The sequence below is a fragment of the Bradyrhizobium zhengyangense genome, assembly GCF_022012435.1.
Taxonomy (GTDB): domain Bacteria; phylum Pseudomonadota; class Alphaproteobacteria; order Rhizobiales; family Xanthobacteraceae; genus Bradyrhizobium; species Bradyrhizobium zhengyangense.
Map to the genome: position 1 here is coordinate 575,954 of NZ_JAKLUA010000003.1, position 26,986 is coordinate 602,939.

Annotated in this window: 24 protein-coding genes; 13 read left to right on the plus strand and 11 right to left on the minus strand. The window is 64.3% G+C overall.

The features are described from left to right. Positions 1 to 83: 83 nt before the first annotated feature. From L6637_RS14210 to L6637_RS14220, 3 genes are all read left to right on the plus strand, one after another. Positions 84 to 803, plus strand: a complete 720-nt coding sequence (locus tag L6637_RS14210) for an MgtC/SapB family protein (protein WP_237866630.1) — start codon at positions 84 to 86, stop codon at positions 801 to 803. A gap of 99 nt (positions 804 to 902) precedes the next feature. Then, positions 903 to 1,241: a hypothetical protein gene (locus tag L6637_RS14215; protein ID WP_237870963.1), complete on the plus strand. Its 339-nt coding sequence runs from the start codon at positions 903 to 905 to the stop codon at positions 1,239 to 1,241. Positions 1,242 to 1,355: 114 nt separating this feature from the next. Further along, entirely contained in the window at positions 1,356 to 2,096 is a 741-nt protein-coding gene (locus L6637_RS14220; protein WP_237866632.1) for an acetoacetate decarboxylase, read from the plus strand. Between the two features lie 58 nt (positions 2,097 to 2,154). On the opposite strand, the gene L6637_RS14225 is transcribed toward L6637_RS14220, so the two are convergent. The 5 genes from L6637_RS14225 to L6637_RS14245 form a co-directional block, all read right to left on the minus strand. Further along, a complete protein-coding gene (locus L6637_RS14225) occupies positions 2,155 to 3,762 on the minus strand; it encodes a lyase family protein (protein ID WP_237870945.1) in 1,608 nt (535 codons plus the stop codon). Positions 3,763 to 4,052: 290 nt separating this feature from the next. Next, complete coding sequence (locus tag L6637_RS14230; protein ID WP_237866634.1) at positions 4,053 to 5,495, minus strand: homospermidine synthase; 1,443 nt, start codon at positions 5,493 to 5,495, stop codon at positions 4,053 to 4,055. Positions 5,496 to 5,559: 64 nt separating this feature from the next. Continuing rightward, positions 5,560 to 5,949 (minus strand): RidA family protein, encoded by a 390-nt coding sequence (locus L6637_RS14235; RefSeq protein WP_237866635.1) that lies wholly within the window; start codon positions 5,947 to 5,949, stop codon positions 5,560 to 5,562. Positions 5,950 to 6,095: 146 nt separating this feature from the next. After that, entirely contained in the window at positions 6,096 to 6,683 is a 588-nt protein-coding gene (locus L6637_RS14240; protein ID WP_237866636.1) for a GNAT family N-acetyltransferase, read from the minus strand. 129 nt (positions 6,684 to 6,812) lie between these two features. After that, positions 6,813 to 7,955 (minus strand): type III PLP-dependent enzyme, encoded by a 1,143-nt coding sequence (locus L6637_RS14245; protein ID WP_074117099.1) that lies wholly within the window; start codon positions 7,953 to 7,955, stop codon positions 6,813 to 6,815. Here L6637_RS14245 and L6637_RS14250 point away from each other — a divergent pair. Beyond that, positions 7,942 to 8,142, plus strand: coding sequence for a hypothetical protein (locus L6637_RS14250; RefSeq protein ID WP_237866637.1), 201 nt, complete (start codon positions 7,942 to 7,944; stop codon positions 8,140 to 8,142). The genes L6637_RS14245 and L6637_RS14250 overlap by 14 nt on opposite strands. 471 nt (positions 8,143 to 8,613) lie before the next feature. On the opposite strand, the gene L6637_RS14255 is transcribed toward L6637_RS14250, so the two are convergent. Next, on the minus strand, positions 8,614 to 8,868 hold the full coding sequence (locus tag L6637_RS14255; protein ID WP_237866640.1) for a hypothetical protein: 255 nt from the start codon (positions 8,866 to 8,868) through the stop codon (positions 8,614 to 8,616). A gap of 137 nt (positions 8,869 to 9,005) precedes the next feature. Here L6637_RS14255 and L6637_RS14260 point away from each other — a divergent pair, with 137 nt between their 5' ends. Genes L6637_RS14260 through L6637_RS14270 form a run of 3 tightly spaced genes read left to right on the plus strand, consistent with a single transcriptional unit; the run spans position 9,006 to position 12,810 of the window. Then, complete coding sequence (locus L6637_RS14260) at positions 9,006 to 11,084, plus strand: M3 family metallopeptidase (protein ID WP_237866641.1); 2,079 nt, start codon at positions 9,006 to 9,008, stop codon at positions 11,082 to 11,084. After that, a complete protein-coding gene (locus tag L6637_RS14265; protein ID WP_237866667.1) occupies positions 11,084 to 11,722 on the plus strand; it encodes a DUF1007 family protein in 639 nt (212 codons plus the stop codon). Before L6637_RS14260 ends, L6637_RS14265 begins: the two co-directional genes overlap by 1 nt. Further along, a complete protein-coding gene (locus L6637_RS14270; protein ID WP_237866642.1) occupies positions 11,719 to 12,810 on the plus strand; it encodes a nickel/cobalt transporter in 1,092 nt (363 codons plus the stop codon). The genes L6637_RS14265 and L6637_RS14270 overlap by 4 nt, the downstream gene beginning before the upstream one ends. Positions 12,811 to 12,849: 39 nt before the next feature. Here L6637_RS14270 and L6637_RS14275 read toward each other — a convergent pair whose 3' ends face one another. Next, positions 12,850 to 13,248, minus strand: a complete 399-nt coding sequence (locus L6637_RS14275) for an MAPEG family protein (protein ID WP_237866643.1) — start codon at positions 13,246 to 13,248, stop codon at positions 12,850 to 12,852. 82 nt (positions 13,249 to 13,330) lie between these two features. Between L6637_RS14275 and hemH the strand changes: the two genes are divergently transcribed. From hemH to L6637_RS14295, 4 genes are all read left to right on the plus strand, one after another. Continuing rightward, positions 13,331 to 14,368 carry a ferrochelatase gene (gene hemH / locus L6637_RS14280; protein WP_237866644.1) on the plus strand — a complete coding sequence of 346 codons (1,038 nt, stop codon included), beginning with the start codon at positions 13,331 to 13,333 and terminating at the stop codon, positions 14,366 to 14,368. 25 nt (positions 14,369 to 14,393) lie between these two features. Further along, positions 14,394 to 15,359 (plus strand): ABC transporter substrate-binding protein, encoded by a 966-nt coding sequence (locus L6637_RS14285; RefSeq protein ID WP_237866647.1) that lies wholly within the window; start codon positions 14,394 to 14,396, stop codon positions 15,357 to 15,359. A 222-nt stretch (positions 15,360 to 15,581) separates the two neighbouring features. Then, complete coding sequence (locus L6637_RS14290; protein ID WP_237866648.1) at positions 15,582 to 16,586, plus strand: SPFH domain-containing protein; 1,005 nt, start codon at positions 15,582 to 15,584, stop codon at positions 16,584 to 16,586. A 50-nt stretch (positions 16,587 to 16,636) separates the two neighbouring features. Next, positions 16,637 to 17,080: an NfeD family protein gene (locus L6637_RS14295; RefSeq protein WP_237866649.1), complete on the plus strand. Its 444-nt coding sequence runs from the start codon at positions 16,637 to 16,639 to the stop codon at positions 17,078 to 17,080. A 114-nt stretch (positions 17,081 to 17,194) separates the two neighbouring features. On the opposite strand, the gene L6637_RS14300 is transcribed toward L6637_RS14295, so the two are convergent. Continuing rightward, complete coding sequence (locus L6637_RS14300; protein WP_237866650.1) at positions 17,195 to 17,533, minus strand: winged helix-turn-helix transcriptional regulator; 339 nt, start codon at positions 17,531 to 17,533, stop codon at positions 17,195 to 17,197. A 70-nt stretch (positions 17,534 to 17,603) separates the two neighbouring features. Here L6637_RS14300 and L6637_RS14305 point away from each other — a divergent pair, with 70 nt between their 5' ends. Further along, positions 17,604 to 18,158 carry a carboxymuconolactone decarboxylase family protein gene (locus L6637_RS14305; protein ID WP_237866655.1) on the plus strand — a complete coding sequence of 185 codons (555 nt, stop codon included), beginning with the start codon at positions 17,604 to 17,606 and terminating at the stop codon, positions 18,156 to 18,158. A 140-nt stretch (positions 18,159 to 18,298) separates the two neighbouring features. Here the strand turns inward: L6637_RS14305 and L6637_RS14310 are convergent, their stop codons facing one another. Next, on the minus strand, positions 18,299 to 19,306 hold the full coding sequence (locus tag L6637_RS14310) for a KpsF/GutQ family sugar-phosphate isomerase (protein WP_237866656.1): 1,008 nt from the start codon (positions 19,304 to 19,306) through the stop codon (positions 18,299 to 18,301). Positions 19,307 to 19,499: 193 nt separating this feature from the next. Here L6637_RS14310 and L6637_RS14315 point away from each other — a divergent pair, with 193 nt between their 5' ends. Beyond that, on the plus strand, positions 19,500 to 21,254 hold the full coding sequence (locus L6637_RS14315; RefSeq protein ID WP_237866658.1) for an outer membrane beta-barrel protein: 1,755 nt from the start codon (positions 19,500 to 19,502) through the stop codon (positions 21,252 to 21,254). A gap of 194 nt (positions 21,255 to 21,448) precedes the next feature. On the opposite strand, the gene L6637_RS14320 is transcribed toward L6637_RS14315, so the two are convergent. Together L6637_RS14320 and gltB are read right to left on the minus strand one after the other, a co-directional pair. Next, the gene (locus tag L6637_RS14320; RefSeq protein WP_237866659.1) at positions 21,449 to 22,900 is read right to left on the minus strand and encodes a glutamate synthase subunit beta; all 1,452 of its coding nucleotides are present in this window, start codon (positions 22,898 to 22,900) and stop codon (positions 21,449 to 21,451) included. 142 nt (positions 22,901 to 23,042) lie between these two features. Then, positions 23,043 to 26,986 (minus strand): glutamate synthase large subunit (gene gltB, locus L6637_RS14325; RefSeq protein WP_237870947.1); only part of this gene is annotated, 3,944 nt, incomplete at its 5' end.

Genomic DNA, 26,986 nt, shown 5'->3' on the forward strand with positions numbered 1-26,986 from the left:
CTTGCGCCATGCCCACGATCTTTTTCCTTTGATGAGAGCCGCGGGCGCGCTTCGCTTTGCCCACCCTATCGCAGCTGACATTCATGCGCTTTCTGACGACCTTCCAGCTTGCCGACTTCGCCGACACGCTGATCAGCCTGTTCACGGCCTTCGTGCTCGGCACGCTGATCGGTGCCGAGCGGCAATATCGCCAGCGCACCGCCGGCCTGCGCACCAACGTGCTGGTTGCCGTTGGTGCTGCGGCCTTCGTCGATCTCGCCATGCATCTGGACGGCGCCGACGGCGCGGTGCGCGTGATCGCCTATGTCGTCTCCGGCATCGGCTTCCTGGGGGCCGGTGTCATCATGAAGCAGGGCATGGACGTGCGCGGCCTCAACACCGCGGCGACGTTGTGGGCCTCGGCCGCCGTCGGCTCCTGCGCCGGTGCCGACATGGTTGCGCAGGCCGCGGCGCTCACTGTGTTCGTTATTGCCGGCAACACGATGCTGCGCCCGCTGGTCAATGCCATCAACCGCATTCCGCTGAATGAAAAAGCGCTGGAAGCGACCTATTACTTCAAGCTCGCGGTCACGACCGACGCCTTGCCCGACATGCGCGATCGTCTCATCGACAAGCTCGAGGCCGCCAAATATCCGGTGGCCGATGTCGATGTGGTCGAGATCGGAGATGACGACCTTTTGGAGATCGTCGCCAAGCTGGTAGCGAGCGCGGTCGATCCGAACGAGCTGAACGCGGTGGCGACCGATCTCCAGCACCTGCCCGGCGTCCGCCACGCCACCTGGGAAGTCAGCACCACGGAATAAACGCGGCCTTTTGGCGCGGAACAGCGGCTCCCGATTTGCCGGGTTCGGAACCGCAGCCGTTGAAATTCGTTGATCCCGTGGACAAAGGCGGTGATCGACATGACCGGCCAGAACAACAAGCGAAACCTGAAGCTCGATCTCACCATTGCCTGCTCACTGTTCGCAGCGGGGGTCGTGGTGTCCGTGGTGTCGCTGGCCCAGATCCGCGCGGAGAGCCGGACGGAGCTGGCGCAGGCAACCCAGCCGCTTCAGGGCACACCGTCCGATGATCAAACCAAGACGCCCGCGGAGGCCAAGCCCGGCGGCGACCGGCCGACCACGCCGGCACCCGAGCCGGCGCGCCCCGACCCGCAGACGCGGGGTGCCGCGGGTGCAGCCAAGCCGGCATTGCCGCCGGCCCCGGCCGAGAAAATCGCGCCGCCGCTTGAAAAGAAATAGCTGCGGCTGCCGCGCATCCTGACGCGTATGTGACGACTATTGCCGATTTAACGATCTCGCCTCGGCGCCCGGCTCGCTCCATAATCTGTCAAACCAACGACAGATGGGGCCCCCATGAAGATCGAGGACGTTCGCCGTAACGCTTATTCGATGCCGCTCACCAACCCGTCATTCCCGCCGGGGCCATATCGCTTTTTCAACCGCGAATATTTCATCATCACCTACAGGACCGATCCCGAAGCCCTTGCCGCCATCGTGCCCGAGCCGCTCGAGGTGGCAGAGCCGGTGGTGAAATATGAATTCATCCGCATGCCCGACTCGACCGGGTTCGGCGATTACACCGAGACCGGCCAGGTGATCCCGGTCCGCTTCAAGGGCGAGCTCGGCGCCTACACCCACGCGATGTATCTCGACGACGAAGGCCCGATCGCCGGCGGCCGCGAGTTGTGGGGCTTTCCGAAGAAGCTGGCGCGGCCGAAGATCGAGGTCGAGAGCGACGTGCTGGTCGGCTCGCTGCATTATGGTTCGGTGCTCTGTGCCTCCGCGACCATGGGCTACAAGCACCGCAAGGTCGACCTTGACGCGGTGCTGCAGCCGATGAAGGCACCGAACTTCATCCTGAAGATCATCCCGCATGTCGACGGTAGCCCGCGGATCTGCGAGCTGGTGCGCTTCCATCTCGAGGACATCACGCTGAAGGAAGCCTGGACCGGCCCCGCCGCGCTCGGCCTGTTTCCTCACGCGCTCTGCGATGTCGCCCGATTGCCGGTGCGTGAGGTGGTCTCGGCGCTGCACTTCAAGGCTGACCTGACGCTCGGGCTCGGCAGCGTTGCGTTCGACTACATGGCCAAGTAATTTGGCGAAGTGATTTGAGTGGGCGGGGCGCGGCATGACGCGCCCCGGTCCGCGGTTGTTAGTGCGCCGCGTCGTTCGGCAAAAGCGCCGCAAACGCCTGATCGAGCGCGGCATCGGCCTTTGCGAGCTTGTCGCGCTGGGCGGCAAGCCAGAGCTTGTCGGCATCGAGGCGTTGCTGGGCCACCTTGAGCATGCGTGCAGTCTCCTCCGGCTGCGGCCCGCCGACGCCCTTGGTGTGCGCCACGATCCATTCCGGGGACATCACCTCCCTGAATTCGGCCTCGCTCATCGGGAAGGGCCTCGCCGGCATGTTGAATTTGGCAAGCGTCTTGTCGAAGAGGTCGGTCACTTGGCTGAAGGGTATGGTCTTGGGCGTGAGATCCAGCGGCCGCGCGTAGCTGACCATTTGTGATGCAAAGCCGTGTCCGACACGGAACGGGATCTGGTGTGCCTGCAACAGCAGCTCGGCGAGGTTCATGGTCGAGGTCCAGTCGCTCTCCAGCTCTTCCCTGGCGCGCGCCTTGTTGACCACGATCGCATCGAACACCCGGTTGGTGGCAGTGACCATGTTGACGGCACGCGGGAACAGTCCGATGTCCTCGGACTCGGACTTGTAATCGACCATGCTCGACACGACGTTGTGAGCGCGGATCGACACCGCCGCCGACAGCCCCACTACATCTGAAGCGGCGATCCTCGCCTGCATGATCAAACCCGGATTACGCTTCTGCGGCATCGAGCTGCTGGTGTAGGTCGAGCCCTCCTGCAGCAACAGCCACGGTCGCACCTCGGCGTATTGCGTGTGCAGGTCCTGCATCATCGCGCCGATGCGGATGGCGGCCGAATTGGCGATCGCGGTGGCCTCGAGCTGGTTGTCGAATGGAATCACCTGATTGGCATCCATGGAATTCTCGACGATGCCGTCAAAACCGAGCAGCTGGGCGAGGCGCGCGCGGTTCAGCGGCCAGATCGAGTCGGACATGACGCCGACACCCATCGGGCTGAGGTTGAGCCGGCGATAGGCCTCGCTGACGCGCTGCTGGTCGCGCTCGAATGATTCCTCATAGGCCAGCAGGTAATGACCATAGGTGATCGGCACCGCCTGCACGCCGTTGGTGTAGCCGGGCATCAGCGCATCGAGATTGTCGGCCGCCTTGGCGAGCATCTTGGCGCGCAAGCCGAGCAGCGCCTCGGCGAAATCCAGCGTCTGGTTGCGCAGCTTGGCAGCGCGAAACGTCGCGTACATGTCCTGACGGCTGCGCCCGGCGTGGATGACGGAGGCCTCCTCGCCGACCTTGTCGGTCATGATCTTTTCGATTTGAAGGACGTCGCTCGGGCGCTTGCCACCGGGCTCACGCGCCTGGCGGATCGTGTAGTCCACGCCCCCGGCGATCAGCTGGCCGGTGTCTTTCGGGAAGATGCCTTCCTCCAACAGCATCACGGTGGAGGCCTTGTTGATCTTGTTGAGCCAGTAGAACTGGTCCTCTGCGGCGTCCGATTTGCTGGTCGAGGGTTGCGCGTCCCTGGGGGCGTTGGCGCCGATCTTGGCGGCGTTCTCGTTGCATTCCTGCGTGGTCTTGCAGGGCAATTGACCGGTGTCCGCGGCTAACGCGTGGGACGCGATCAGGAAGCTGACGCCTCCCGCGATGCAGGCGATAAGTTTCATGCGGACCTCCCGGTTGCCGTGCGACCGGGCGGTTGGTTAGCACCCGGGCCGACGGAAGGCTATTAGCCTCCCGTTCATCGGAGCTCGAACCGGTGCGCCCGTCGGCGCACCAGAAGATTCCTAAACTGCCAGGGATCGCTGGTGTCGATGTCGGATTTCACACGATGCCATAATGCCACTGTTTTGCCCGACGCCGCAAGTTGTTTTCGAAAAAACAGAATGGCGTCATGCCGGCCGATGCCGGCTACTGTGCATGGGGTTGTTTTCGCTGTTTGTGTCAGTGAGCCCGCTCACCGCACCAGGATGTTCTTGAACTGCCAGGGATCGCTGGTGTCGATGTCCTCAGGGAACAGGCCCGGACGGTCCGTCAGCGGCGTCCAATCGGTGTAGAAGCCTTTCACCGGGCCGAGATACGGCAGCTGGATTTCCAGCAGGCGATCGAAATCCATCTCGTCGGCTTCGACGATGCCTTCCCTGGGGTTCTCCAGCGCCCATACCATGCCGCCGAGCACGGCGGAGGTCACCTGCAGGGCGGTGGCGTTCTGATAGGGGGCGAGTGCGCGGGTCTCTTCGATCGAGAGCTGCGAGCCAAACCAGTAGGCATTGTTGTCATGGCCGAACAAGAGCACGCCGAGCTCGTCGATGCCGTCGACGATTTCGTCCTCTTCGAGGATGTGGTGCTTCTCCTGCATCTTGCCGGCGCGGCCGAACAATTCATGCAGCGACAGCACGGCGTCGTCAGCCGGATGATAGGCGTAGTGGCAGGTCGGCCGGTAGATCGCCTTGCCCGATGCGTCGCGCACCGTGAAGTAATCGGAGATCGAGATCGACTCGTTGTGGGTGACGAGGAAGCCGTACTGCGCGCCGCGCGTCGGGCACCAGGTGCGCACGCGCGTGTTGGCGCCGGGCTGCATCAGATAGATGGCCGCGCCGCAGCCGGCTTCATGGGAATGCGCATTTTCTGGCATCCATTTCTCATGGGTTCCCCAGCCGAGCTCGGACGGCTGCATGCCTTCCGACAGGAAACCTTCCACCGACCAGGTATTGACGAAGACGTCGGGCTCTTTCGGCTTCTTCGCGCGCTGGGTGTCGCGCTCGGCGATATGGATGCCCTTGATGCCGGCCTGCCGCATCAGGTCGGCCCATTCGGCCTTGGTCTTCGGCTTCGGCGCATTGAGCTTCAGATCGGCGGCGACGTTGAGAAGCGCCTGCTTGACGAAGAAGGAGACCATGCCGGGATTGGCGCCGCAGCAGGAGACGGCCGTGGTTGAGCCCGCCGGGCGCGCCCGCTTGGCAGCCAGCGTCGCCTCGCGCAGCGCGTAGTTGGAGCGCGCCTCCGGCCCCTTCGAGGAATCGAAATAGAAGCCGAGCCAGGGCTCGTTGACGGTGTCGATATAGAGCGCGCCGATCTCGTTGCAGAGCTCCATGATGTCGGTCGAGCCGGTGTCGACAGAGAGATTGACGCAAAAGCCCTGGCCGCCGCCTTCGGTGAGCAGCGGGGTCAGCAATTCGCGGTAATTGTCCTTGGTCACGGCCTTCTGGATGAAGCGCACATTATGCTTCTCGCAATGCGCCTTGCGGCCCTCATCCTTGGGATCGATCACGGTGACGCGCGACTTGTCGTAATCGAGGTGCCGCTCGATCATCGGCAAGGTGCCTTTGCCGATGGAGCCGAAGCCGACCATGACGATCGGACCGGTGATCTTCGCGTAGATCTGCGAGGGGGCGCTCATGGGATGCTTCTCCGGAACGTGCTGGCGGACAATTGGTGGGGGGATTTAAGCGCTGCGGCGCTTGTCAGATGCTGCGGCGCTTGGCGGTGACTTCGATCTCGACCTTCATCTCGGGCTTGGCGAGCGCGCTGACGACCAGCAAGGTCGCCGCCGGCCTGATGTCGCCGAGAACCTCGCCGCAGACGGCGAAGTGGGCGTCGATGGTGCTGGCGTCGGTGACGTAATAGGTCGCACGGACGATATCGGCCATCTCGAAACCGCCCTCCTTCAGGGCCGCTTCGATGGTCTTGAAGCAGTTGCGTGACTGGCTCGTGACATCCGAGGGCATCGTCATCGTCGTGTAGTCATAGCCGGTGGTTCCCGCGACGAAGGCGAAGTCGCCGTCGATCACGGCGCGGCTGTAGCCGACGCTCTTCTCGAGGGGGGAGCCGGTGGAAATCAGGCGACGGGGCATGGGTTCGGCCTCGATTGAAAGGGGGATTTCGTGGGGTTTAAAGGGCGTTTCCAGGGCTCACGCAACCCCAAAGGAAAGGCCTGGTGCAGGTGCGGCCGGGCGCTGCCGCTGAATGCGGCTTCGGTCGTCACCATGAAGGCTATCCCTTACGCCGCGTGCGCCTGGAGGGGACGAACCACCCTCCGTTTGGCCAAGGACGCCCCAGTCGGGACGATCATCCCCTCGGCGCCGTCAAGTGCGCCGTCGGTGAATTCGATCGCCAGCAGGCGGTCGCGCTCGAACGGGCCGGGCAGCACCAGCGCGCCGGTCTTCTCGGCCGAGAAGCCGAAGCGGGCGTAGTAGGGCGCATCGCCGAGCAGGATCACGGCGTCATGCCCGCGCGCCCGGGCGGCGGCCAGCGCTTGTTGCATCAGCGCGGCGCCGATCCCGAGCTCGCGGCAGGCAGGGTCCACTGCCAGTGGTCCGAGGACCAGAGCGGGCCTGCCTCCGGCGCTGACGTGCCACAACCGCACGGTTCCCACGAGTGTCCCCTCGCGCACGGCCGACAGGGCAAGCCCTGCGGCTGGTGTACGTCCGTCGCGCAGGCGCTGGCAGGTGCGGTCATGGCGGTTCTCGCCAAAGCAGGCATCCAGCAGCGTTTCACGCATCGCGACGTCGACGGCACGCTCGCTGCGGATCGCGAACGGAGCGGCTTTCGAGGTGAGGGCGACTTGTGGCTTCCGAAAAGCAGTCATGGCGCGTCAGTCCCCGCTTGAACCGGCGTGCGTGCAGCACGCCCGTCCAAGGCGTCGTCAGATTGAAATGTCGGATGAGGAGCCGGCAAGCCGGCTCCCGGGTTCGTCAGGCCTCGGACAGAGAGGCGCTTAGATGTGGTAGGTCTTCAGCGGCGGGATGCCGTTGAACGCCACCGCCGAGTAGGTCGACGTATAGGCCCCGGTGCCTTCGATCAGCAGCTTGTCGCCGATCTCGAGCGTGACGGGGAGCGGATACGGGTTCTTCTCGTACAGCACGTCGGCACTGTCGCAGGTGGGACCTGCGAGCACGCACGGGGTCATGTCCGCGCCGTCATGCGGCGTGCGGATGGCGTAGCGGATCGACTCGTCCATGGTCTCGGCGAGACCGCCGAACTTGCCGATGTCCAGGTACACCCAGCGCACCTCGTCCTCGTCGCTCTTCTTGGAGATGAGCACGACCTCGGATTCGATGATGCCGGCGTTGCCCACCATGCCGCGGCCCGGCTCGATGATGGTCTCCGGAATCTGGTTGCCGAAGTGCTTGCGCAGGGCGCGGAAGATCGAGCGGCCGTAGGTGACGACCGGCGGCACGTCCTTCAGGTACTTGGTCGGGAAGCCGCCGCCCATGTTGACCATGGTCAGGTTGATGCCGCGCTCGGCGCAGTCGCGGAACACTTGCGAGGCCATCGCCAGCGCCCGATCCCACGCCTTCACCTTGCGTTGCTGCGAGCCGACATGGAAGGAGATGCCGCACGGCTCCAGGCCCAGGCGCTTGGCGACGTCGAGCACCTCGACCGCCATTTCCGGGTCGCAGCCGAACTTGCGCGACAACGGCCATTCGGCGCCGGCGCAGTCATAGAGGATGCGGCAGAACACCTTGGCGCCGGGAGCGGCGCGGGCGACCTTCTCGACTTCGGCGACGCAGTCCACCGCGAAAAGGCGGATGCCGAGCGCGAAGGCGCGCGCGATGTCGCGCTCCTTCTTGATCGTGTTGCCGAAAGAGATGCGGTCGGGGGTCGCACCGGCGGCCAGCGCCATCTCGATCTCGGCGACGGTCGCGGTGTCGAAGCAGGAGCCCATGGAGGCCAGCAAGGCCAGCACTTCCGGCGCCGGGTTCGCCTTGACGGCGTAGAACACGCGGCTGTCGGGCAGCGCCTTGGCGAAGCTCTGGTAATTGTCGCGCACGACCTCGAGGTCGACGACGAGGCACGGCTCGGTGTCGAGACCTTCCTTGCGGCGGTTGCGCAGGAATTCCTGGATGCGTTCGGTCATCGCACTCTCCAACGGTCCCAGCGACGGGATCCGCATCAACGTGACGTCGGATAAGAGTGCTTCGGCCACATCGCGCGATGGAGGCGCGCTGAAGCCAAAAGACTCAAACCAGACTGTGCTGCCGTGGATTGGTTGGGAGAGTTTCCCGCCCGCTCACCTGGCAATGAAGGACAAGCCTTTTCAGTAGCCCGCGCCGGCGTTGGAATGCCGGTAGAGACCAAAAAAGCCCGATCCGTCGTTGCTTTAAGTCGCGTCCCCCGTTGAGAGCGGGGTGCGCCGGTTCGCCTCCGGCTGCCAGTCACGGTTGCAAAGAGCGAAGTCACCTTCGACAAGGCATCTCTTTGAGAGAGATGCTGGACGCTTCGGAGTCTGCTTCAACCTTCCGGCTTCTGCACTTCCGAAGAGCCCCTCGGCTTCTTCACCCCTTGGCGGCTGTCCGGCCTCTTGTCCGGATACCTACCGACTGACACACGACCACAGGCACGTGCGAAATTGGGCAAAAACGCACATAAGGGTTTTGACTCGGCTTCGCAAGAATTTTTTTAGGCTGAGAACAGAATTGCCTAACATCTGCTTGCGCAGTGTTGCGCGAGCGACGCGGAAGATGAACGCGCGTTAAGTTTTCTGTGTCGTGCGTGACTCTGTCGCGCGAGGCGCCTCAGCGGCGCTTGAAGAACGGCTCGACGCGCTGAGCTGCGCGGACGAACGCCGTCATGACCAGCACGCCGAGTGCGAACAGCACGGCCTGAAGGATGTGCGCGCCCTGGTCACCGAGGCCAGCCAGAATCGCGAGCGCCCAGCCGCCGGCAAACGCCGCGCCGAACACCTCGGCGCCGATCAGGATGGCGGCGCTGATGACGGTGATGACGCTCGGCCAGACGATCTGACGGGAAGACGAAGAGGGCGCGTTCATGGGCGTTTACGGTCCGGTGTTTCGAGGGCCGCAATCTCCCCGAAAAGGCGGGCGGGAGCAAGGCCAAATGGCCCAAAAAAGCCCCATCGCGTGCTATAGCTGGCCCCAACAAATTGCCTCAAAAAACGAGACTTGCGATGTTAGACCCCCGCCAAACTACGGACTCCGAGACCAATCCGCTGCTGAAGGCCTGGGTGACGCCGTTTGCGACCCCGCCCTTCAACGAGATCGTGCCGGAGCATTTCCTGCCGGCCTTCGAGCAGGCCTTCGCCGATCACTCCGCCGAGATCGCGGCGATCACCAATGATCCGGCTGCGCCCGACTTCGCCAACACCATCACGGCGCTGGAGCGCTCCGGCAAGCTGCTGAACAAGGTCGCCTCCGTCTTCTACGACCTGGTCTCGGCGCATTCCAACCCGGCCATCCTCGACATCGACAAGGAGGTCTCCTTGCGGATGGCGCGGCACTGGAATCCGATCATGATGAATGCCGTGCTGTTTGGCCGCATCGCCCAGCTGCACGAGAACCGCGCCAGTCTCGGCCTCAATCCGGAGCAGCTCCGCCTGCTGGAGCGCACCTACACCCGCTTCCACCGTTCCGGCGCCGGCCTGTCCGACGAGGCCAAGACGCGGATGGCCGAGATCAACGAGAAGCTGGCTCAGCTCGCGACCGGCTTCAGCCATCACCTGCTCGGCGACGAGCAGGACTGGTTCATGGAGCTCGGTGAGGCCGACCGCCAGGGCCTGCCGGAGAGCTTTGTCGCCGGCGCCAAGGCTGCGGCAGAAGATCGCGGCATGGCAGGCAAGGCCATCGTCACGCTGTCGCGCTCGTCGGTCGAATCGTTCCTGAAGAGCTCAGGCCGCCGCGACCTGCGCGAGAAGGTCTACAAGGCCTTCATCGCGCGCGGCGACAACGGCAATTCCAACGACAACAACGCGACCATCGGCGAGATCCTGAAGCTGCGCGAGGAGACCGCCAAGCTCCTGGGCTACCCGACCTTCGCCGCCTACCGGCTCGAGGATTCCATGGCCAAGACGCCGGACGCGGTGCGTGGCCTCTTGGAGCGGGTCTGGAAGCCGGCCCGGGCGCGAGCGCTCGCCGATCGCGACGAGATGCAGGCGCTGATCACGGAAGAGGGCGGCAATTTCAAGCTCGCACCCTGGGACTGGCGTTTCTATGCCGAGAAGCTCCGCCTCCAGCGCGCCAATTTCGACGACGCCGCGATCAAGCCCTATCTGACGCTCGATCACATGATCGCGGCCGCCTTCGACTGCGCCACGCGCCTGTTCGGCGTCACCTTCGAGGAGCGCAAGGATGTGCCGGTCTGGCACCCCGACGTGCGGGTCTGGGAGGTCAAGGGCCCTGACGGCAAGCACAAGGCGCTGTTCTACGGCGACTACTTCGCCCGGCCGTCCAAGCGCTCCGGCGCCTGGATGACCTCGCTGCGCGACCAGCAGAAGCTCGATGGCGACATCGCGCCGCTCGTCATCAATGTCTGCAATTTTGCCAAGGGCGCCGGAGCTGAGCCCTCGCTGCTGTCGCCGGACGATGCCCGCACCCTGTTCCACGAGTTCGGCCACGGCCTCCACGGCATGCTCTCCAACGTGACCTATCCATCGCTGTCGGGCACCTCTGTGTTCACCGACTTTGTCGAGCTGCCGTCGCAGCTCTACGAGCACTGGCAGGAGCGGCCCGAGGTGCTGCAGCAGTTCGCCCGCCACTACCAGACCGGTGAGCCGCTGCCGGACGACCTGCTCAAGCGCTTCCTCGCCGCGCGAAAATTCAACCAGGGCTTTGCCACGGTCGAGTTCGTTTCCTCGGCGCTGGTCGATCTCGAGTTCCACTCCCAGCCGGCCGCCGCCGCACAGGACGTCGGTGCCTTCGAGAAACGCGAGCTGGAGAAGATCGGCATGCCCGAGGAAATCTCGATGCGGCACCGGCCGACGCAGTTCGGCCACATCTTCACGGGCGACCACTACGCCGCCGGCTATTACAGCTACATGTGGTCGGAGGTGATGGACGCCGATGCCTTCGGCGCGTTCGAGGAAGCCGGCAACATCTTCGATCCCGACGTCGCCAAGCGCCTGCACGACGACATCTATTCGAGCGGTGGATCGGTCGATCCGGAAGCGGCCTATGAGGCCTTCCGCGGTCGTCCGCCCGAGCCCGACGCGCTGCTCCGCCGCCGCGGCCTGCTCGACGACAAGGCGGCCTGATCGGCATGCGCACCCTGCTGGGATGGCTGCTCGCCGCCGGCCTGCTGCTTGCATCAGGCGCAGCGATCGCGCATCCGCATGTCTGGATCACCGCTTCAAGCGAATTGCTCTACGCAGAGGACGGCAGCATCACCGGCGTGCGCCACGCCTGGACCTTTGACGACATGTTCTCGGCCTATGCGGTGCAGGGGCTCGAGGCCAAGAAGAAGGGCGCCTATACCCGCGAGGAGCTCGGGCCGCTGGCGCAGACCAATGTCGAGTCGCTGAAGGAATATGCCTACTTCACCTTCGCGAAGGCCGACGGCAAGAAGGAGCGCTTCGGCGAGCCGGTCGACTATTTCCTCGACTACAAGGACACGGTGCTGACCCTGCACTTTACACTGCCGCTGAAGACCCCGCTCAAGCCCAAGCAGCTGGTGTTGGAAGTGTTCGACCGTTCGTTCTTCATCGACTTCCAGATGACCAAGGATAATCCCGTCAAGCTGGTCGGCGCGCCGTCAGGCTGCCAGATGAAGCTCGATCGTCCGAGCGACGGCACCGCGACCGCGCAGAAGCTCAACGAGCAGACCTTCATGGACGGCCCGAATGCCAATTTCGGCATGATGTTCGCCAACAAGATCACGGTGGATTGCCCTTGAAGCCGCATCTCTCGCCGCTTGGGCGCGGGTTCCTCACCTGCGCCGCCATTCTCCTCGCCGCCAGCCTGGCGGATGCGGCGCTTCACCATGTCCTGGCACAAAATCCGTTCGGCGCGCCGAAGCAGGCACCAGCGGCCGAGCCGGAGGCCAGCGGCCTCATCGGCTGGCTGTTGGCAAAGCAGTCCGAATTCTATCGCCAGATGTCGTCGACCATCCGCGCTGCCAAATCCGACGGCTCGGCCGTGTGGACGCTGCTCTTCATCTCCTTTGCCTACGGGATCTTCCATGCGGCCGGCCCCGGCCACGGCAAGGCGGTGATCGCCTCCTATCTCGTCGCCAACCGCGAGACCGCGCGGCGTGGCATCACGCTGTCATTGGCCTCGGCGCTGATGCAGTCCTTGGTGGCGATCCTGATCGTCGGCATCTCGGCCTGGATCCTGAACGCGACCGCCAGGACCATGTGCAAGGCGGAAGGGGCCATCGAGATCGCAAGCTACGCCCTGATCGCGTTGTTCGGCCTGCGCCTGACCTGGACCAAGGGCCGCACCTTCATCCGCGCGCTCCAGGTGACGCAGCCCGTGCCCGCCATAGCGGGCGTGCCGCATGACCATCATGATCACGGCCATCACCATCATGATGCGCATGATCATCATGACCACGACCACCATGATCATCACGGGCATGATCATGTCCATGACGAGCATTGCGGCCATTCCCATGGACCCACCCCGAGCGAGCTGGCCGGCCCCGGCGGCTGGCGGCGCGGCTTTGCCGCGATCCTGACCGTCGGCATCCGCCCCTGTTCGGGCGCCATCCTGGTGCTGGTATTCGCGCTCGCCCAGGGCCTGTTCTGGGCCGGCATTGCCGCAACCTTCCTGATGGGGCTGGGCACCGCGATCACGGTCGCGACCATCGCCCTGGTCGCAGTCTCGGCCAAGGACATCGCCGGCCGCCTCAGCGCGGGCCGCGACGGCGGCGGTGCGCTGTTCATGCGCGGCATCGAATTTGGTGCGGCGGCCCTGGTGCTGCTGTTCGGAGCGGGGCTGCTGTTTGGCTACATCGCGGCCGAACGGACGACGTGTTTCTAGCTTTCTTCCCTCCCACAAGGGGAAAAGGAAAAAGAAAGGTCACACCGGCAAAAACTTCTTCAACATCGGCATGAAGAAGATCGCCAGATTGAGCGCAAAGCCGATGCTCCAGAGGATGGAACGCAGCGTCGGCCGGTTGCCGAGATAGGTCAGCACATAGGCCACCCGCACGATCAGGAACAACACCGCGAGCTCGTCGATCAGGCGCTGCGGCGAGTCGCGGAATTCGGCGAGCAGGACGGCGAAAGCGAAGAACGGGAAGGTTTCGATGCCGTTCTGGTGCGCGCCAAGCGCGCGCTGCGAGATGGCGTCCTCATAAAAGGCGGGATCGCGCGGCCGCGAATTGTCGAAGCCGCGAAACCTGATCCATTTGATCGAGACGATCGTTACGAGATAGAGCAACAGTGCCCCGAGAACGCACCATTCCGCGAGCGTCATCTTCCCTCCCCCGCTTGGACGGGACCCTAGCGAAACCGGCCTCATCTTGACAAGTTCGGAGCAACGCGCGACCCAACTGGCCATGGAGACCCTGGCCCCCATCGTTTCAGCGAAGCCGACCGTTCAGCCCGGCCAGCCGCGCGTCGGCGTGCTGCTGGTCAATCTCGGCACGCCCGATACGGCCGACGCCGCCGGCGTGAGGGTCTATCTGAAGGAATTTCTGTCGGACGCTCGCGTCATCGAGGCCCAGGGCCTGATCTGGCAGCTGGTGCTGAACGGCATCATCCTGCGCAGCCGCCCCCGCACCAAGGCGCTCGACTACCAGAAGATCTGGAACGTCGAGAAGAACGAGTCGCCGCTGAAGACCATCACGCGGTCGCAAGCCGACAAGCTCGCCGCCGCGCTGTCTGATCGCGCGCATGTCGTGGTGGATTGGGCGATGCGCTACGGCAATCCCTCGATCAAGGCGGGGATCGATGCGCTGATCGCGAAGGGATGCGAGCGCATCCTTGCGGTGCCGCTCTATCCGCAATATTCCGCCTCGACCTCGGCGACCGTCTGCGACGAGGTGTTCCGTGTGCTCGCCGGCCTGCGCAATCAGCCGACGCTGCGGGTGACGCCGCCATACTACGAGGACGAGGCCTATATCGAGGCGCTCGCCGTCTCGATCGAGTTGCATCTGGCGAATTTATCCTTCAAGCCCGAGCTGATCGTCGCGTCTTTTCACGGCATGCCGAAATCCTATGTCGACAAGGGTGATCCCTATCAGAGCCATTGCGTCGCGACGACGCAGGCGCTGCGTCGCCGGCTCGGCATGGACGACACCAAGCTGCTGCTGACCTTCCAGTCGCGCTTCGGCAATGATGAATGGCTGCAACCCTATACCGACAAGACGATGGAACGCCTGGCGAAAGAAGGCGTGCGTCGCATCGCGGTGGTGACGCCGGGCTTTTCCGCCGACTGTCTCGAGACGCTGGAGGAGATCGCGCAGGAGAATGCCGAGATCTTCAAGCACAATGGCGGCGAGCAGTTTTCCGCGATCCCCTGCCTGAACGATAGCGATCCGGGCATGGACGTGATCCGCACGCTGGTGCTGCGGGAGCTGCAAGGCTGGATCTAATGTGCCTGGATCTAGGGAGCGTTCCATGAACCGCCGCGACTGCCTGGCGCTTCTGGGAACGATCACGGTGCTGCCGCTCTCAGCCCTGGCGCAGCAGACCGGCGAGCTGCGCCGACTGGGCGTGCTTTCGGTCACGGCCGATGACGTGATCGGGCAGGCCCGCCTGGTCGAGGCGCTGGCCACCCATGGTTGGAAGGAGCAAGACAATCTCAGGGTCGACTGGCGCAACGGAGGTGGTGATCGCGCTCCGATCGCCCGGCTCGCCGACGAGTTGATCGCGCTCAAGCCGGACGTTCTGCTCGCGATCGGCACCCCCTCGGTGGAGGAGCTGCGGCAGCGCACCGCTACGATTCCGATCGTGTTCGCGGTGGTCACCGATCCCGTCAGCCAGGGTTTTGTGCAAAATCTGGCCCATCCCGGCGGCAACATCACCGGCTTCACCGATTATGACGGCCCGCTTGCCGGCAAATGGCTGGAGATGCTGACGCAGGTCACGCCAAAGGTCTCTCGCGCCTTCGTCGTCTACAATCCCGCCACCGCGCCGTTCGCAGCCCTGATGCTGCGCACGCTCGAGGAGGCTGCGCGGACGCTGGATGTCGTGGTCGAGCCCGCGGCGGTGCATGATGCAGCCTCGATCGCCGCGCTGGCCTCGCGGAAGGATGGCGGATTCCTGGTGCTGCCCGACTTTTTCACCATGGCCAATCGCGCGCCTCTGCTGGCAGCGATCGCGGAATCGCATCTGCCGTCGGTGTTCTGGAGCCGCGCCTTCGTCGATGAAGGCGGGCTGATGTCCTACAGCACCGACAGTGCCGAGCAGCTGCGACGTGCCGCGGGCTATATCGATCGCATCCTAAAGGGCGCGCAAGCCGCCGACCTTCCGGTCCAGAATCCGACGAAGTTCGAGCTTGCGATCAACGTGAAGGCGGCCAAGGCGATCGGCGTTACGCTTCCCGCCGGGCTGCTCGCAATCGCGAACGACGTCATCGAGTAGCGTCGCAGTTTGTTAATCTTTGCCGCTAGGTCTGCCGCCGTACGCTTTCAAGAGCCCTTCGAAAAATACATAATCGTGACCGTTCCCGCTCCGTGCGCCTTGTTCAGAATCGCGCGCATGCCGACGTGAAAAGCGACCGCTGAACCGGTAGGGTGCTGATCCCGACCAATGACAGCGCGGGAAGGGCCTGTTTCCCGGGTTCTTTCCTGCCTTGGAGGAGATATGAGCGGTTTTGATATTTTCGCGATTGTTCTGGTGTTGCTCGTCATCATCACGCTGATTGCCGGCGTGAAAACGGTGCCGCAGGGCTATGACTGGACCATCGAGCGGTTCGGTAAATACACCCATACGCTAACGCCCGGCCTCAATCTCATCGTGCCCTATTTCGATCGCGTCGGGCGCAAGATCAACATGATGGAGCAGGTGATCTCGATCCCCGAGCAGGAGGTGATCACCAAGGACAACGCGACGGTGACGGTCGACGGCGTTGCCTTCTTCCAGGTGTTCGATGCAGCGAAGGCGAGCTATGAGGTCGCCAATCTCGAGCAGGCGATCATCGTGCTGACCATGACCAACATCCGTTCGGTCATGGGCGCTATGGACCTCGACCAGGTGCTGTCGCACCGCGACGAGATCAACGAGCGCCTCTTGCGCGTCGTCGATGCCGCGGTCTCGCCGTGGGGCCTGAAAGTCAACCGCATCGAGATCAAGGACATCGTGCCGCCGGCCGATCTCGTCGAGGCGATGGGGCGGCAGATGAAGGCCGAGCGCGTCAAGCGCGCCGACATCCTTCAGGCCGAAGGCGCGCGCCAGTCCGAGATCCTGCGCGCTGAGGGCGCCAAGCAGGGCCAGATCCTCCAGGCCGAAGGCCGCAAGGAAGCTGCGTTTCGCGACGCCGAGGCGCGTGAGCGGTCTGCAGAGGCCGAGGCCAAGGCGACGCAAATGGTGAGTGAGGCCATCGCCAAGGGTGACGTGGCTGCGCTGAATTATTTTATTGCCGACAAATACATCAAGGCGTTCGGCCAACTGGCCGACTCGCCGAACCAGAAGATCATCATGCTGCCGATCGAGGCCACCAGCATTCTGGGTTCGCTCGCCGGCATCGGCGAGATCGCCAAGGCAACGTTCGGCGAAAGTGCTGCGTCTGCAGCCGCCGCCGCGCGCCGCACCGGCTCAGTGCCGCCGGCTGGCGGCACGCCGCCGGCGGTTCCGCCGCGGCAGGGTTGAGGAACGGCGCATGACCTTAGGGTCGTGCGCCAACATAAAGAGGTCGTGTCATGACCGACATGTTCGTATCGCTCGGCACCTGGAACTGGCTGATCTTCGGCTTCCTCCTGATGGCGCTGGAGGTGATCGCGCCGGGCGTGTTCCTGTTCTGGCTGGGGCTCGCCGCGCTCCTGGTCGGCCTGATCTCGTTCGCCACCGTCATCTCCTGGCAGATCCAGCTCGTGATGTTCGCGGTGTTCGCAGCCGCGGCCGTGCCGGTGTGGCGTCGTCTTGCGCGACCGAAGTTCGATGCAAGCGCCAGCCCGTTCCTCAACAAGCGCACCGAGGCGTTGCTGGGCCGCGAGTTCACGCTGGAGAAGCCGATCATCGACGGCAACGGCACCATGCGCATCGGCGACACGGTGTGGCGCGTGGCGGGCCCGGACACTCCGGCAGGGACGCGTGTGAAGGTGGTGCAGGTGGATGGCGTGAATCTAACGGTGGCCGCGGCGTAGGTGCGGTCATTGCGAGCGTAGCGAAGCAACCCAGACTGTTGCCGCAGAAAGATTCTGGATTGCTTCGCTGCGCTCGCAATGACGAGCTTGTTGAGGCTGGATTGCCAGACCTAGCTAGGCGCCACTCTTGCTGCGCCACCTCTCCGCAAACCTGTGCAGTGGCATGAACGTCTCGCACAGCTCCCGGCCCACCGGTGTCAGGCCATAGCCTCCGCCGTCGCCCAGCTCCACAAACCCCGCCTCGCGCAACTCCGTCAGCCGCACTTGCAACACCGTCGGCGAAGCCTCATCGCAGGCCGTGCGCAATGCGCGCGAGGTGAGAGGCTCCGCGCGCAATTCCCACAATATCCGCAAGGCCCAGCGCCGCCCGAGCAGGTCGAGCAGCGCCATGATCGGCCGCCCGGTACGCGAGCCGCGCACGCGACGTTCCCCTGAGCCCGTCTGTTTCGCCATCACACCCTCTTGCGTCGTGCTACAGATAATGTAGCGTGTTGCTACAATAATTGTAGCAAGGAAGATGCCCATGTCATCCCCGGCTCCTCGTATCGCCGCGCTCGATCAGCCTTATCCCCCGGAGATCCAGGCGCAGTTCGACCGCATCATGCGCGGCGCGCCGCCGCTAATGCTTTTCCGGGTGATGGCCGGCCACAGCCGCGCCTGGGACAAGTTTCGTGCCGGCGGCCTGCTCGATCCCGGGCCGTTATCGTTGCGGGAGCGCGAGATCGTCATCGATCGGACCTGCGCGCTGAACAGATGCGAATATGAATGGGGCGTCCATGTCGCGATCTTCGCCGGCCCGGCGAAGCTTAGCGAGGATGAGGTTCGTGCGACGGTGGGGGGCGATGCGAATTCGGCCAGCTGGTCCGCGGCCGAGCAGGCCCTGATCGCAGCGGTGGACGCGTTGCACACCCGCGCGACGTTCACCGACGCCGAGTTCGCCGCGCTGTCCGCGCATTACGACGAGGCGCAGATCCTGGAGATCATGCTGCTGTGCGGCTTCTATCGCACGGTGTCGTATCTGGCCAACGGGCTGAGGCTGCCGCTGGAGGAGAACGCGGCGCGGTTTCCAACAGTCTAACCATGCGTCATTGCGAGGAGCTCGCAACAAAATTACGAAGCAATTTTGCGCTGATGCGACGAAGCAATCCAGACCGTCCCCGCAGAAAGATTCTGGGTTGCTTCGCTACACTCGCAATGACGTGGAGAGAGCCGTAGGACCTACGCCACACCCGCCCGCAGCAGATCGTGCAGATGCACGATGCCGACCACCTTGTCCGCCTCGGTCACAACAAGCGTTGTGATCTTGCGCGTGTTCAGCACCTCGATCATCTCGCTTGCGAGCATCGAGGGCGGCACGGTCTTGGGCTGCCTGGTCATGATCTCATCGACCGTCACAGTCAAAAGATCCGGCCGCATGTGGCGGCGCAGATCGCCGTCGGTGATGATGCCGACCGCCTCGTTCGCGTCATTGACGATGCAGACGCAGCCCAAACCCTTGGCCGACATCTCCACCACCGCGTCCGACATCTTGGTGCCTTCAGGCTTGACCGGGATTTCCGCGCCGGTGCGCATATAGTCGCGGACGAATTTCAGCATCGCGCCCAGCTTGCCGCCGGGATGGAAGTGGGCGAATTCCAGCGCGGTGAAGCCGCGGCCTTCGAGCAGCGCGATCGCGATGGCATCGCCGATCGCGACCTGCATCATGGTCGAGGTGGTCGGCGCCAGATTGTGCGGGCAGGCCTCGCGCGCCTTCGGCAATTCGATGACGATGTCGGCGGCCTGGGCGAGCGAGGACGCCGCATTCGACGTCACCGCGATCATCGGGATCGCAAAGCGCGCCGAATAGTTCACCAGCGTCTTCATCTCTGGCTGCTCGCCGGACCAGGACAGCGCCATGATGACATCGTCGGTCGTGATCATGCCGAGGTCGCCATGGGCGGCTTCAGCCGTATGAACGAAGAAGGCCGGCGTGCCTGTCGAGGCCAGGGTCGCCGCGATCTTGCGCGCCATGTGGCCGGACTTGCCGAGCCCGGTGACGATGACGCGGCCCTTGGCGTTGCGGATCAGGTCGACCGCCCTGGCGAACGCCTCGCCCAGCGGGCCGCGCAGGGCGGCGGCGAGCGCGTTGATGCCGCCGCTCTCCGTCTCCAGCGTGCGGAGTGCGGATTCGACTGACGTGGGGGTGAGGCCGGATGAGGAGGTCATCAGCGGTTTCGAACTCGGCATGCTCAGGTCCAGGGAGGAGGGGCGTCAGCCCGTTGGCCGCCTCCTTAGCACGCCTCGGCCTCCGAGGCGACGCGACCGCCAAATCCCTCAACGGGTCATTAACCATAATTGTTTTAACTCCATTAACGATGGTTTCCGCGCGTTCGCGGAAGGCCATCAGTGAAGTATCTGATTTCGTTGGAGTTATTCCATCGTGGGGTCGCCTCCAGGTAGGGGCCGGAGCAGTCGCGCGTACGTCTTTCGCGCCGCTTTGCCATGCCTGCTGCTGACCGCGCTGGAAAGCTCACCAGTGGCCGCCCAGAGCCTCACGCCCGACCTGTTCAATCCCAGCCGCGGCGGCTTCGTTTCGCCTGAGACGCTGCCGACGCGCCGCACGGCGGGCGTCCTGCCGGCGCCGTCGGACGCGGTTCCGCAGCCCCCGCAGCCGCCGGATCCCAACGAGGATCCGCGCAAGAAGAGCGACGCGCCCGCGACAACGCGAATTGGCCAGGTCCCGACATATGGCCTTCCCGCCGCGAACGGTGCGAGCAGCTCGGGCTACGACTCGCTTAATCGCAAGCGCCAGCAGCCAAAACTCTATCCGGGCCAGCCGAAGCCGAAGAAGCCCGCCGGCCCCGGCTCGCCGGTGCCAACTGCAACGCCGCCGGTCTCCACGCTCGGTCCTCCCCGTATTGCGCCGCCGCCGTCGGAGACCGCGAACAAGACGCCATTGCCGCCGGCGATGGCTGGCACCGTGCCCGGCCAGCCGCAGCGCCGCCGCCTCAAGGTCGACGACGATGCCTTCGGCGCGGTCGGCGACTACGCCGGCAGCTTTCTGATCAAGGGCGGGCTCGAGCTTTCCACCGGCTACGACACCAATCCTGCACGTCTCAGCAAGCCGGTCGGCTCGCCTGTCTATGTCGTCGCGCCGGATCTGCTTGTCATGTCCGACTGGGAGCGCCACGCGCTGGTCGCAGACTTGCGCGGCTCGTTCTCCGGCTACACCAACAACATGCCGGCGACGATCGACGGACTTCCCTCGCCGTCGCCTGTCGAGATCAACCGCCCCGACTTCACCGGCCATGTCGACGGCCGCTACGACGTCGACCGCGACCTCAAGCTGACCTCGCAATTCCGGCTGCGGCTTGCCACCGACAACCCTGGCAGCCCGAACGTGCAGGCCGGCCTGCAGAAATATCCTGTTTACGCCACCTATGGCGGCACCTTCGGATTCGACCAGACCTTCAACCGTTTCCAGGTCGCCGCCGGCGCCACGATCGATCGCACCGCCTACACGGATTCAAAACTCACCGACGGGTCGACCTTCAGCAATGACGACCGCGACTTCAACCAGTATGGCGGCGTCGGACGCTTCTCCTACGAGCTGAAGCCGGGCTTAAAACCGTTCGTCGAGATCGAGGGCGACAACCGCGTCCACGACCAGGCTGCGGATCGCAACGGCTATTTGCGCGATTCAAACGGCGGCTATGCCAAGGTCGGCTCGTCCTTCGAGTTCTCGCGCATCCTCACCGGCGAAGTCTCGGTCGGCTATTCCGCGCGCAACTATGTCGACCCTCGCCTGAGCCAGCTCTCGGGCTTCCTCACCTCGGGATCGCTGATCTGGAACGCCAGCGGGCTGACGACGGTGAAATTCAACACCGACACCCAAATCGCGGAAACCACCATCCCCGGCTCCTCCGGCGTGCTGGTGCACACCTATGCCGCCGAAGTCGACCACGACTTCCGCCGCTGGCTGACGGCGGTCGGCAAGTTCACCTACGGCACCTACGACTATCAGGGCCAGAATCGCAACGACAAGACCTACTCGCTCGAAGGCAATCTGATCTACAAGCTCAACCGCAACATCTGGATCAAGGGCACGTTGCGCCACGACATCCTGGATTCGAACCAGCCGGGCTCGAGTTCGCAGGGCACGGTGGTGATGCTGGGCGTGCGGTTGCAGAATTAGCGGCGCGTAGGGATTTGAACTGATGCGTCTTAGTAAGCGGCAAGCTTTCAACTCACTCCGCTGTCATGCCCCGGCTTGACTGGGACATCGAGTACGCCGCGGCTTCTCGGTTCAATAAAAACGTCTCTGGAATACTGGATCGCCCGGTCAAGCCGGGCGATGACACCGTTGCCTAGTTTGGCCGCGAGTAACACTCACCGCGGCAGATCCGTCTTCCCCATCAGGAACGTGTCGATCGAGCGGGCGCACAGCCGGCCTTCGCGGATGGCCCAGACCACCAGCGACTGGCCACGGCGCATGTCGCCGGCGGAGAACACGTTCGGACGCGAGGTCTGGTAATCAAGCGTGTTGGCCTTGACGTTGCCGCGCGGGTCGAGGTCGACCGCGAGCTGCTTGAGCAGACCCTCGTGCACGGGATGCACAAAACCCATCGCGAGCAGGACGAGCTCGGCATCGAGCTCGAACTCGGTGCCTGCGATCGGCTTGAACTTGTCGTCGACGCGCACGCAGTGCAGCTTCTTGACCTTGCCGTTCTCGCCGGTGAACTTCTGCGTCAGCACGGCGAACTCGCGGATTGCGCCTTCGGCCTGGCTCGACGACGTGCGCATCTTCAGCGGCCAGTTCGGCCAGGTCAGGCCCTTGTTCTCGCGCTCGGGCGGAGCGGGCATGATCTCGAGCTGCGTCACCGACAGCGCGCCCTGGCGCAGCGAGGTGCCGATGCAGTCGGATCCGGTGTCGCCGCCGCCGATGACGACGACATGCTTGCCGCCGGCGAGGATCTCCTTGACGCCACCCAGCGGCTCCTCGGAGACGCGGCGGTTCTGCTGCGGCAGGAAGTCCATCGCATAATGGATGCCGTCGAATTCGCGGCCGGGGATCGGCAGATCGCGCGGGGCTTCGGCGCCGCCGGTCAGCGCGATCGCGTCGTACTGGTTGAGCATCTCGCGCGGATCGACATTGCCGTCCACGCCGACATGGCTGTTGTAGTGGAAGGTGACGCCTTCGCCTTCCATCTGCTTGACGCGGCGGTCGATGACGCCCTTCTCCATCTTGAAGTCCGGGATGCCATAACGGAGCAGTCCGCCGGCCTTGGCGTACTTCTCGAACAGATGCACGTCGTGCCCGGCGCGGGCCAGCTGCTGCGCGCAGGCCATGCCGGCCGGACCCGAGCCGATCACCGCGACCTTCTTGCCGGTCTTGACCGCGGCGATCTCAGGCTTCAGCCAGCCATTGTCCCAAGCGCGGTCGACGATCGCGCATTCGATGGTCTTGATGGTGACGGGGTTGTCGTCGATGTTGAGCGTGCAGGACGCCTCGCACGGCGCCGGACAGATGCGGCCGGTGAATTCAGGAAAGTTGTTGGTCGAGTGCAGATTGCGCGAGGCCTCTTCCCAATTGCCCTGATAGACGAGGTCGTTGAAGTCGGGGATCTGGTTGTTGACCGGGCAACCGGGCGTGCCCGGCGCGACCGAGCCGGTGCCGTGGCAATAGGGAATGCCGCAGTTCATGCAGCGCGCGGCCTGGTCGCGCGTTTCCTTCTCGCTCAAGGGAACGACGAACTCGTTGTAATGCTTCACGCGCTCGGCGACGGGGGTGTACTTGCGATCGTGCCGTTCGATTTCGAGAAAACCCGTGATCTTGCCCATTAAACCCGAAGTCCCTGCCGCTTAGTCGTTTTGTTGTTTCCTCACCGTCATTGCGAGGAGCGAAGCGACGAAGCAATCCAGTCTGCATCAAGGAAGAAAGTCTGGATTGCTTCGCTACGCTCGCAATGACGGGTGTGATGCCTTACGCCCCGATCGCGATCTTCGGCTCGGCGTCCGCGTTGGCGGCCATTTCGCGCAGCGCGCGCCGGTACTCGACCGGCATCACCTTGCGGAATTTGGGCAGCCATTCCTTCCAATTGGCAAGGATGTCCGCGGCGCGCTTGGAGCCGGTCGCCTTGGCATGGCGCGTGATCAGGACGTGCAGACGCTCGACGTCGGATGCGAGCAGGTTCTGGAACACGTCGACCCGGCCGTGCGCCTCGAGATCACCGGAGTGGTGATACGTGCCGGCGTTGATCAGCTCTTCCGACAGCACCGGCTCGAGCTCGACCATGCTGAGATTGCACAGCTTGTTGAAGTCGCCGGTTTCGTCGAGCACGTAGGCGATGCCGCCGGACATGCCGGCCGCGAAATTGCGTCCGGTCTTGCCGAGCACGACCACGATGCCGCCGGTCATGTATTCGCAGCAATGATCGCCGGCGCCTTCGACCACGGCGACCGCGCCCGAGTTGCGCACGGCAAAGCGTTCGCCGGCGACGCCGCGGAAGTAGCACTCGCCCTGGATGGCGCCGTACATCACGGTGTTGCCGACGATGATGCTCTCCTCCGGCACGATGCCGCTATTCGCCGGCGGCTTGACGATGATCTTGCCGCCCGAGAGGCCCTTGCCGACATAGTCGTTGGCTTCACCCTCGAGCTCGAAGGTAACGCCGTTGGCGAGCCACGCGCCGAACGCCTGGCCGGCCGTGCCCTTGAGGCTGACATGGATGGTGTCCTGCGGCAGGCCGGCATGGCCGTAGATCTTGGCGACCGCGCCTGACAGCATCGCACCCGCAGAGCGGTTGGTGCTGTTGATCGCAGCCTCGATCTTCACCGGCGCACCGCGGTCGAGCGAGGGCTTCGCCTTCTCGATCAGCGAGCGGTCGAGCACGGCCTCCAGATGATGGTTCTGGCGCTCGGAGTGATAGATCTTCTGGCCCTTGTCTTCCTTCTGCTTGACGAACAGCTTCGAGAAATCGAGGCCCTTCGCCTTCCAGTGCGCCACCAGCTTGGTCTGGTCGAGCAGCTGAACCTGGCCGACCATCTCGTTGAAGGTGCGGAAGCCGAGCGAGGCCATGATCTCGCGCACTTCCTCTGCGACGAAGAAGAAGTAGTTGATCACGTGTTCGGGCTGGCCGGTGAAGCGCTTGCGCAGGACGGGGTCCTGGGTAGCGACGCCGACCGGGCAGGTGTTGAGATGGCACTTGCGCATCATGATGCAGCCGGCCGCAATCAAGGGCGCGGTGGCGAAGCCGAACTCGTCGGCGCCCAAGAGCGCGCCGATCACGACGTCACGCCCCGTGCGGAAGCCGCCGTCGACCTGGACCACGATGCGGCTGCGCAGCCGCTCGCGCACCAGCGTCTGGTGGGTTTCGGCAAGGCCGATCTCCCACGGCGAGCCGGCGTGCTTGATCGAGGTCAGCGGCGAAGCGCCGGTGCCGCCCTCGAAGCCCGCGATGGTGACATGGTCGGCGCGCGCCTTGGCAACGCCCGCGGCCACCGTGCCGACGCCGATTTCGGAGACCAGCTTGACCGAGACGTCGCCCGTCGGGTTGACGTTCTTGAGGTCGTAGATCAGCTGCGCCAGATCCTCGATCGAGTAGATGTCGTGATGCGGCGGCGGCGAGATCAGGCCGACGCCGGGGGTCGAGTGACGCACCTTGGCGATGGTCGCGTCGACCTTGTGGCCGGGCAGCTGGCCGCCTTCGCCGGGCTTTGCGCCCTGCGCCATCTTGATCTGCATCATGTCGGAGTTGACGAGATACTCCGTGGTGACGCCGAAGCGGCCCGAGGCGACCTGCTTGATCGCCGAACGCATGGAATCGCCGTTCGGCATCGGCTTGAAGCGGTCGGCTTCCTCGCCGCCTTCACCGGTGTTCGACTTGCCGCCAATCCGGTTCATGGCGATCGCGAGTGTCGTGTGCGCCTCGCGCGAGATCGAGCCGAAGCTCATCGCGCCAGTGGCGAAACGCCTGACGATGTCCTTGGCCGGCTCGACCTGGTCGATCGGGATCGGCTTGCGCTTCTCTTCCTCCGCGTTCTTGATCCGGAACAGGCCGCGCAGCGTCAGCAGGCGCTCCGACTGCTCGTTCAGGATCTTGGCGAAGGCGCGATAGCGCTCCAGCGAATTGCCGCGGGCGGCGTGCTGAAGCAAGCCGACGGACTCGGCGGTCCAGGCATGGTCCTCGCCGCGGCTGCGATAGGCATATTCGCCGCCGACATCGAGCGCGGTCTTGTAGACCAGAGCCTCGCCGAACGCGTCGGCATGACGCCGTACAGCCTCTTCGGCGATCTCGGCAAGACCGACGCCCTCGACGCGGGTGTGCGTGCCGGCGAAGAACTTTGCGACGAAATCAGCCTTGAGGCCGACCGCGTCAAAAATCTGCGCGCCGCAATAGGACTGATAGGTCGAGATGCCCATCTTGGACATCACCTTGAGCAGGCCCTTGCCGATCGACTTGATGTAGCGCTTGACGATCTCGTAGTCGTCGAGCGAGCCGGGCAGGCGGTCCTTCATCGCGATGATGGTTTCGAACGCGAGGTAGGGATTGATCGCCTCGGCGCCGTAGCCGGCAAGGCAGGCGAAGTGGTGCACTTCGCGCGGCTCGCCGGATTCGACGACCAGGCCGACCGAGGTGCGCAGGCCGGTGCGGATCAAATGATGATGCACCGAGGCGCAGGCCAGCAGCGACGGGATCGGCACGCGGTCGGTGCCGACCATGCGGTCGGACAGGATGATGATGTTGACGCCCTCGCGCACCGCGGCTTCCGCGCGCGCGCAAAGCTCGTCCAGCACCTGGTCCATGCCCGCCGCGCCGAGACCGGCGTGGAAGGTGGTGTCCAGCGTGCGCGACTTGAAGTGGGTGTCGGCGACATCCGAGATCGAGCGGATCTTCTCGAGATCCGCGTCGGTGAGGATCGGCTGGCGCGCTTCCAGGCGCTTGGTGGTCGCAAGGCCCTGAAGGTCGAACAGGTTCGGCCGCGGTCCGATGATGGAGACGAGGCTCATCACCAGCTCCTCGCGGATCGGATCGATCGGCGGGTTGGTGACCTGGGCGAAGTTCTGCTTGAAGTAAGTGAACAGCGGCTTGGCCTTGTCCGACAGCGCCGAGATCGGCGTGTCGTTGCCCATCGAGCCCGCGGCTTCTTCACCCGTGGCCGCCATCGGCGTCATCAGGATCGTGATGTCTTCCTGGCTGTAGCCGAATGCCTGCTGGCGGTCCAAAAGCGACAGGTTCGAGCGCACGCCCGTGGTCGGCACCTTCGGCAGCTCTTCGAGCACGATCTGGGTCCGCTCCAGCCACTCCTTGTAGGGATGGCTCTTGGCGAGCTCGGCCTTGATCTCGTCGTCCGGAATCAGGCGGCCCTGTTCGAGGTCGACCAGCAGCATCTTGCCGGGCTGCAAGCGCCATTTGGTGATGATCTGGTCCTCGGGGATCGTCAGCACGCCCATTTCGGACGCCATCACGATGCGGTCGTCCTTGGTCACGAGATAGCGCGCCGGCCGCAGCCCGTTGCGGTCGAGCGTGGCGCCGATTTGGCGGCCGTCGGTGAAGGCGATCGCGGCGGGGCCGTCCCACGGCTCCATCAGCGCGGCGTGATATTCGTAGAAGGCGCGGCGCTTCTCATCCATCAGGGGATTGCCGGCCCACGCCTCCGGAATCATCATCATGACGGCATGCGGCAGCGAGTAGCCGCCCTGTACCAGGAATTCGAGCGCGTTGTCGAAGCAGGCGGTGTCCGACTGGCCCTCATAGGAGATCGGCCAGAGCCGGCTGATGTCCTTGCCGTACAGCTCGGAGCTGACCGACGCCTGGCGCGCTGCCATCCAGTTGGTGTTGCCGCGCAGCGTGTTGATCTCGCCGTTATGCGCGATCATGCGATAGGGATGCGCCAGCGACCACGCCGGGAAGGTGTTGGTCGAGA

Coding starts and splice junctions, on each gene's coding strand:
- L6637_RS14215 (WP_237870963.1), top strand. CDS start 903: ATGACCGGCCAGAACAACAAGCGAAACCTGAAGCTCGATCTCACCATT.
- L6637_RS14320 (WP_237866659.1), bottom strand. CDS start 22,900: ATGGGCAAGATCACGGGTTTTCTCGAAATCGAACGGCACGATCGCAAG.
- L6637_RS14225 (WP_237870945.1), bottom strand. CDS start 3,762: ATGAAACTTATCGCCTGCATCGCGGGAGGCGTCAGCTTCCTGATCGCG.
- L6637_RS14230 (WP_237866634.1), bottom strand. CDS start 5,495: ATGAGCGCCCCCTCGCAGATCTACGCGAAGATCACCGGTCCGATCGTC.
- L6637_RS14310 (WP_237866656.1), bottom strand. CDS start 19,306: ATGCCGAGTTCGAAACCGCTGATGACCTCCTCATCCGGCCTCACCCCC.
- L6637_RS14235 (WP_237866635.1), bottom strand. CDS start 5,949: ATGCCCCGTCGCCTGATTTCCACCGGCTCCCCCCTCGAGAAGAGCGTC.
- L6637_RS14245 (WP_074117099.1), bottom strand. CDS start 7,955: ATGACCGAACGCATCCAGGAATTCCTGCGCAACCGCCGCAAGGAAGGT.
- L6637_RS14250 (WP_237866637.1), top strand. CDS start 7,942: ATGCGTTCGGTCATCGCACTCTCCAACGGTCCCAGCGACGGGATCCGC.
- L6637_RS14275 (WP_237866643.1), bottom strand. CDS start 13,248: ATGACGCTCGCGGAATGGTGCGTTCTCGGGGCACTGTTGCTCTATCTC.
- L6637_RS14255 (WP_237866640.1), bottom strand. CDS start 8,868: ATGAACGCGCCCTCTTCGTCTTCCCGTCAGATCGTCTGGCCGAGCGTC.
- L6637_RS14210 (WP_237866630.1), top strand. CDS start 84: ATGCGCTTTCTGACGACCTTCCAGCTTGCCGACTTCGCCGACACGCTG.
- hemH (WP_237866644.1), top strand. CDS start 13,331: ATGGAGACCCTGGCCCCCATCGTTTCAGCGAAGCCGACCGTTCAGCCC.
- L6637_RS14285 (WP_237866647.1), top strand. CDS start 14,394: ATGAACCGCCGCGACTGCCTGGCGCTTCTGGGAACGATCACGGTGCTG.
- L6637_RS14220 (WP_237866632.1), top strand. CDS start 1,356: ATGAAGATCGAGGACGTTCGCCGTAACGCTTATTCGATGCCGCTCACC.
- L6637_RS14305 (WP_237866655.1), top strand. CDS start 17,604: ATGTCATCCCCGGCTCCTCGTATCGCCGCGCTCGATCAGCCTTATCCC.
- L6637_RS14240 (WP_237866636.1), bottom strand. CDS start 6,683: ATGACTGCTTTTCGGAAGCCACAAGTCGCCCTCACCTCGAAAGCCGCT.
- L6637_RS14300 (WP_237866650.1), bottom strand. CDS start 17,533: ATGGCGAAACAGACGGGCTCAGGGGAACGTCGCGTGCGCGGCTCGCGT.
- L6637_RS14290 (WP_237866648.1), top strand. CDS start 15,582: ATGAGCGGTTTTGATATTTTCGCGATTGTTCTGGTGTTGCTCGTCATC.
- L6637_RS14260 (WP_237866641.1), top strand. CDS start 9,006: ATGTTAGACCCCCGCCAAACTACGGACTCCGAGACCAATCCGCTGCTG.
- L6637_RS14295 (WP_237866649.1), top strand. CDS start 16,637: ATGACCGACATGTTCGTATCGCTCGGCACCTGGAACTGGCTGATCTTC.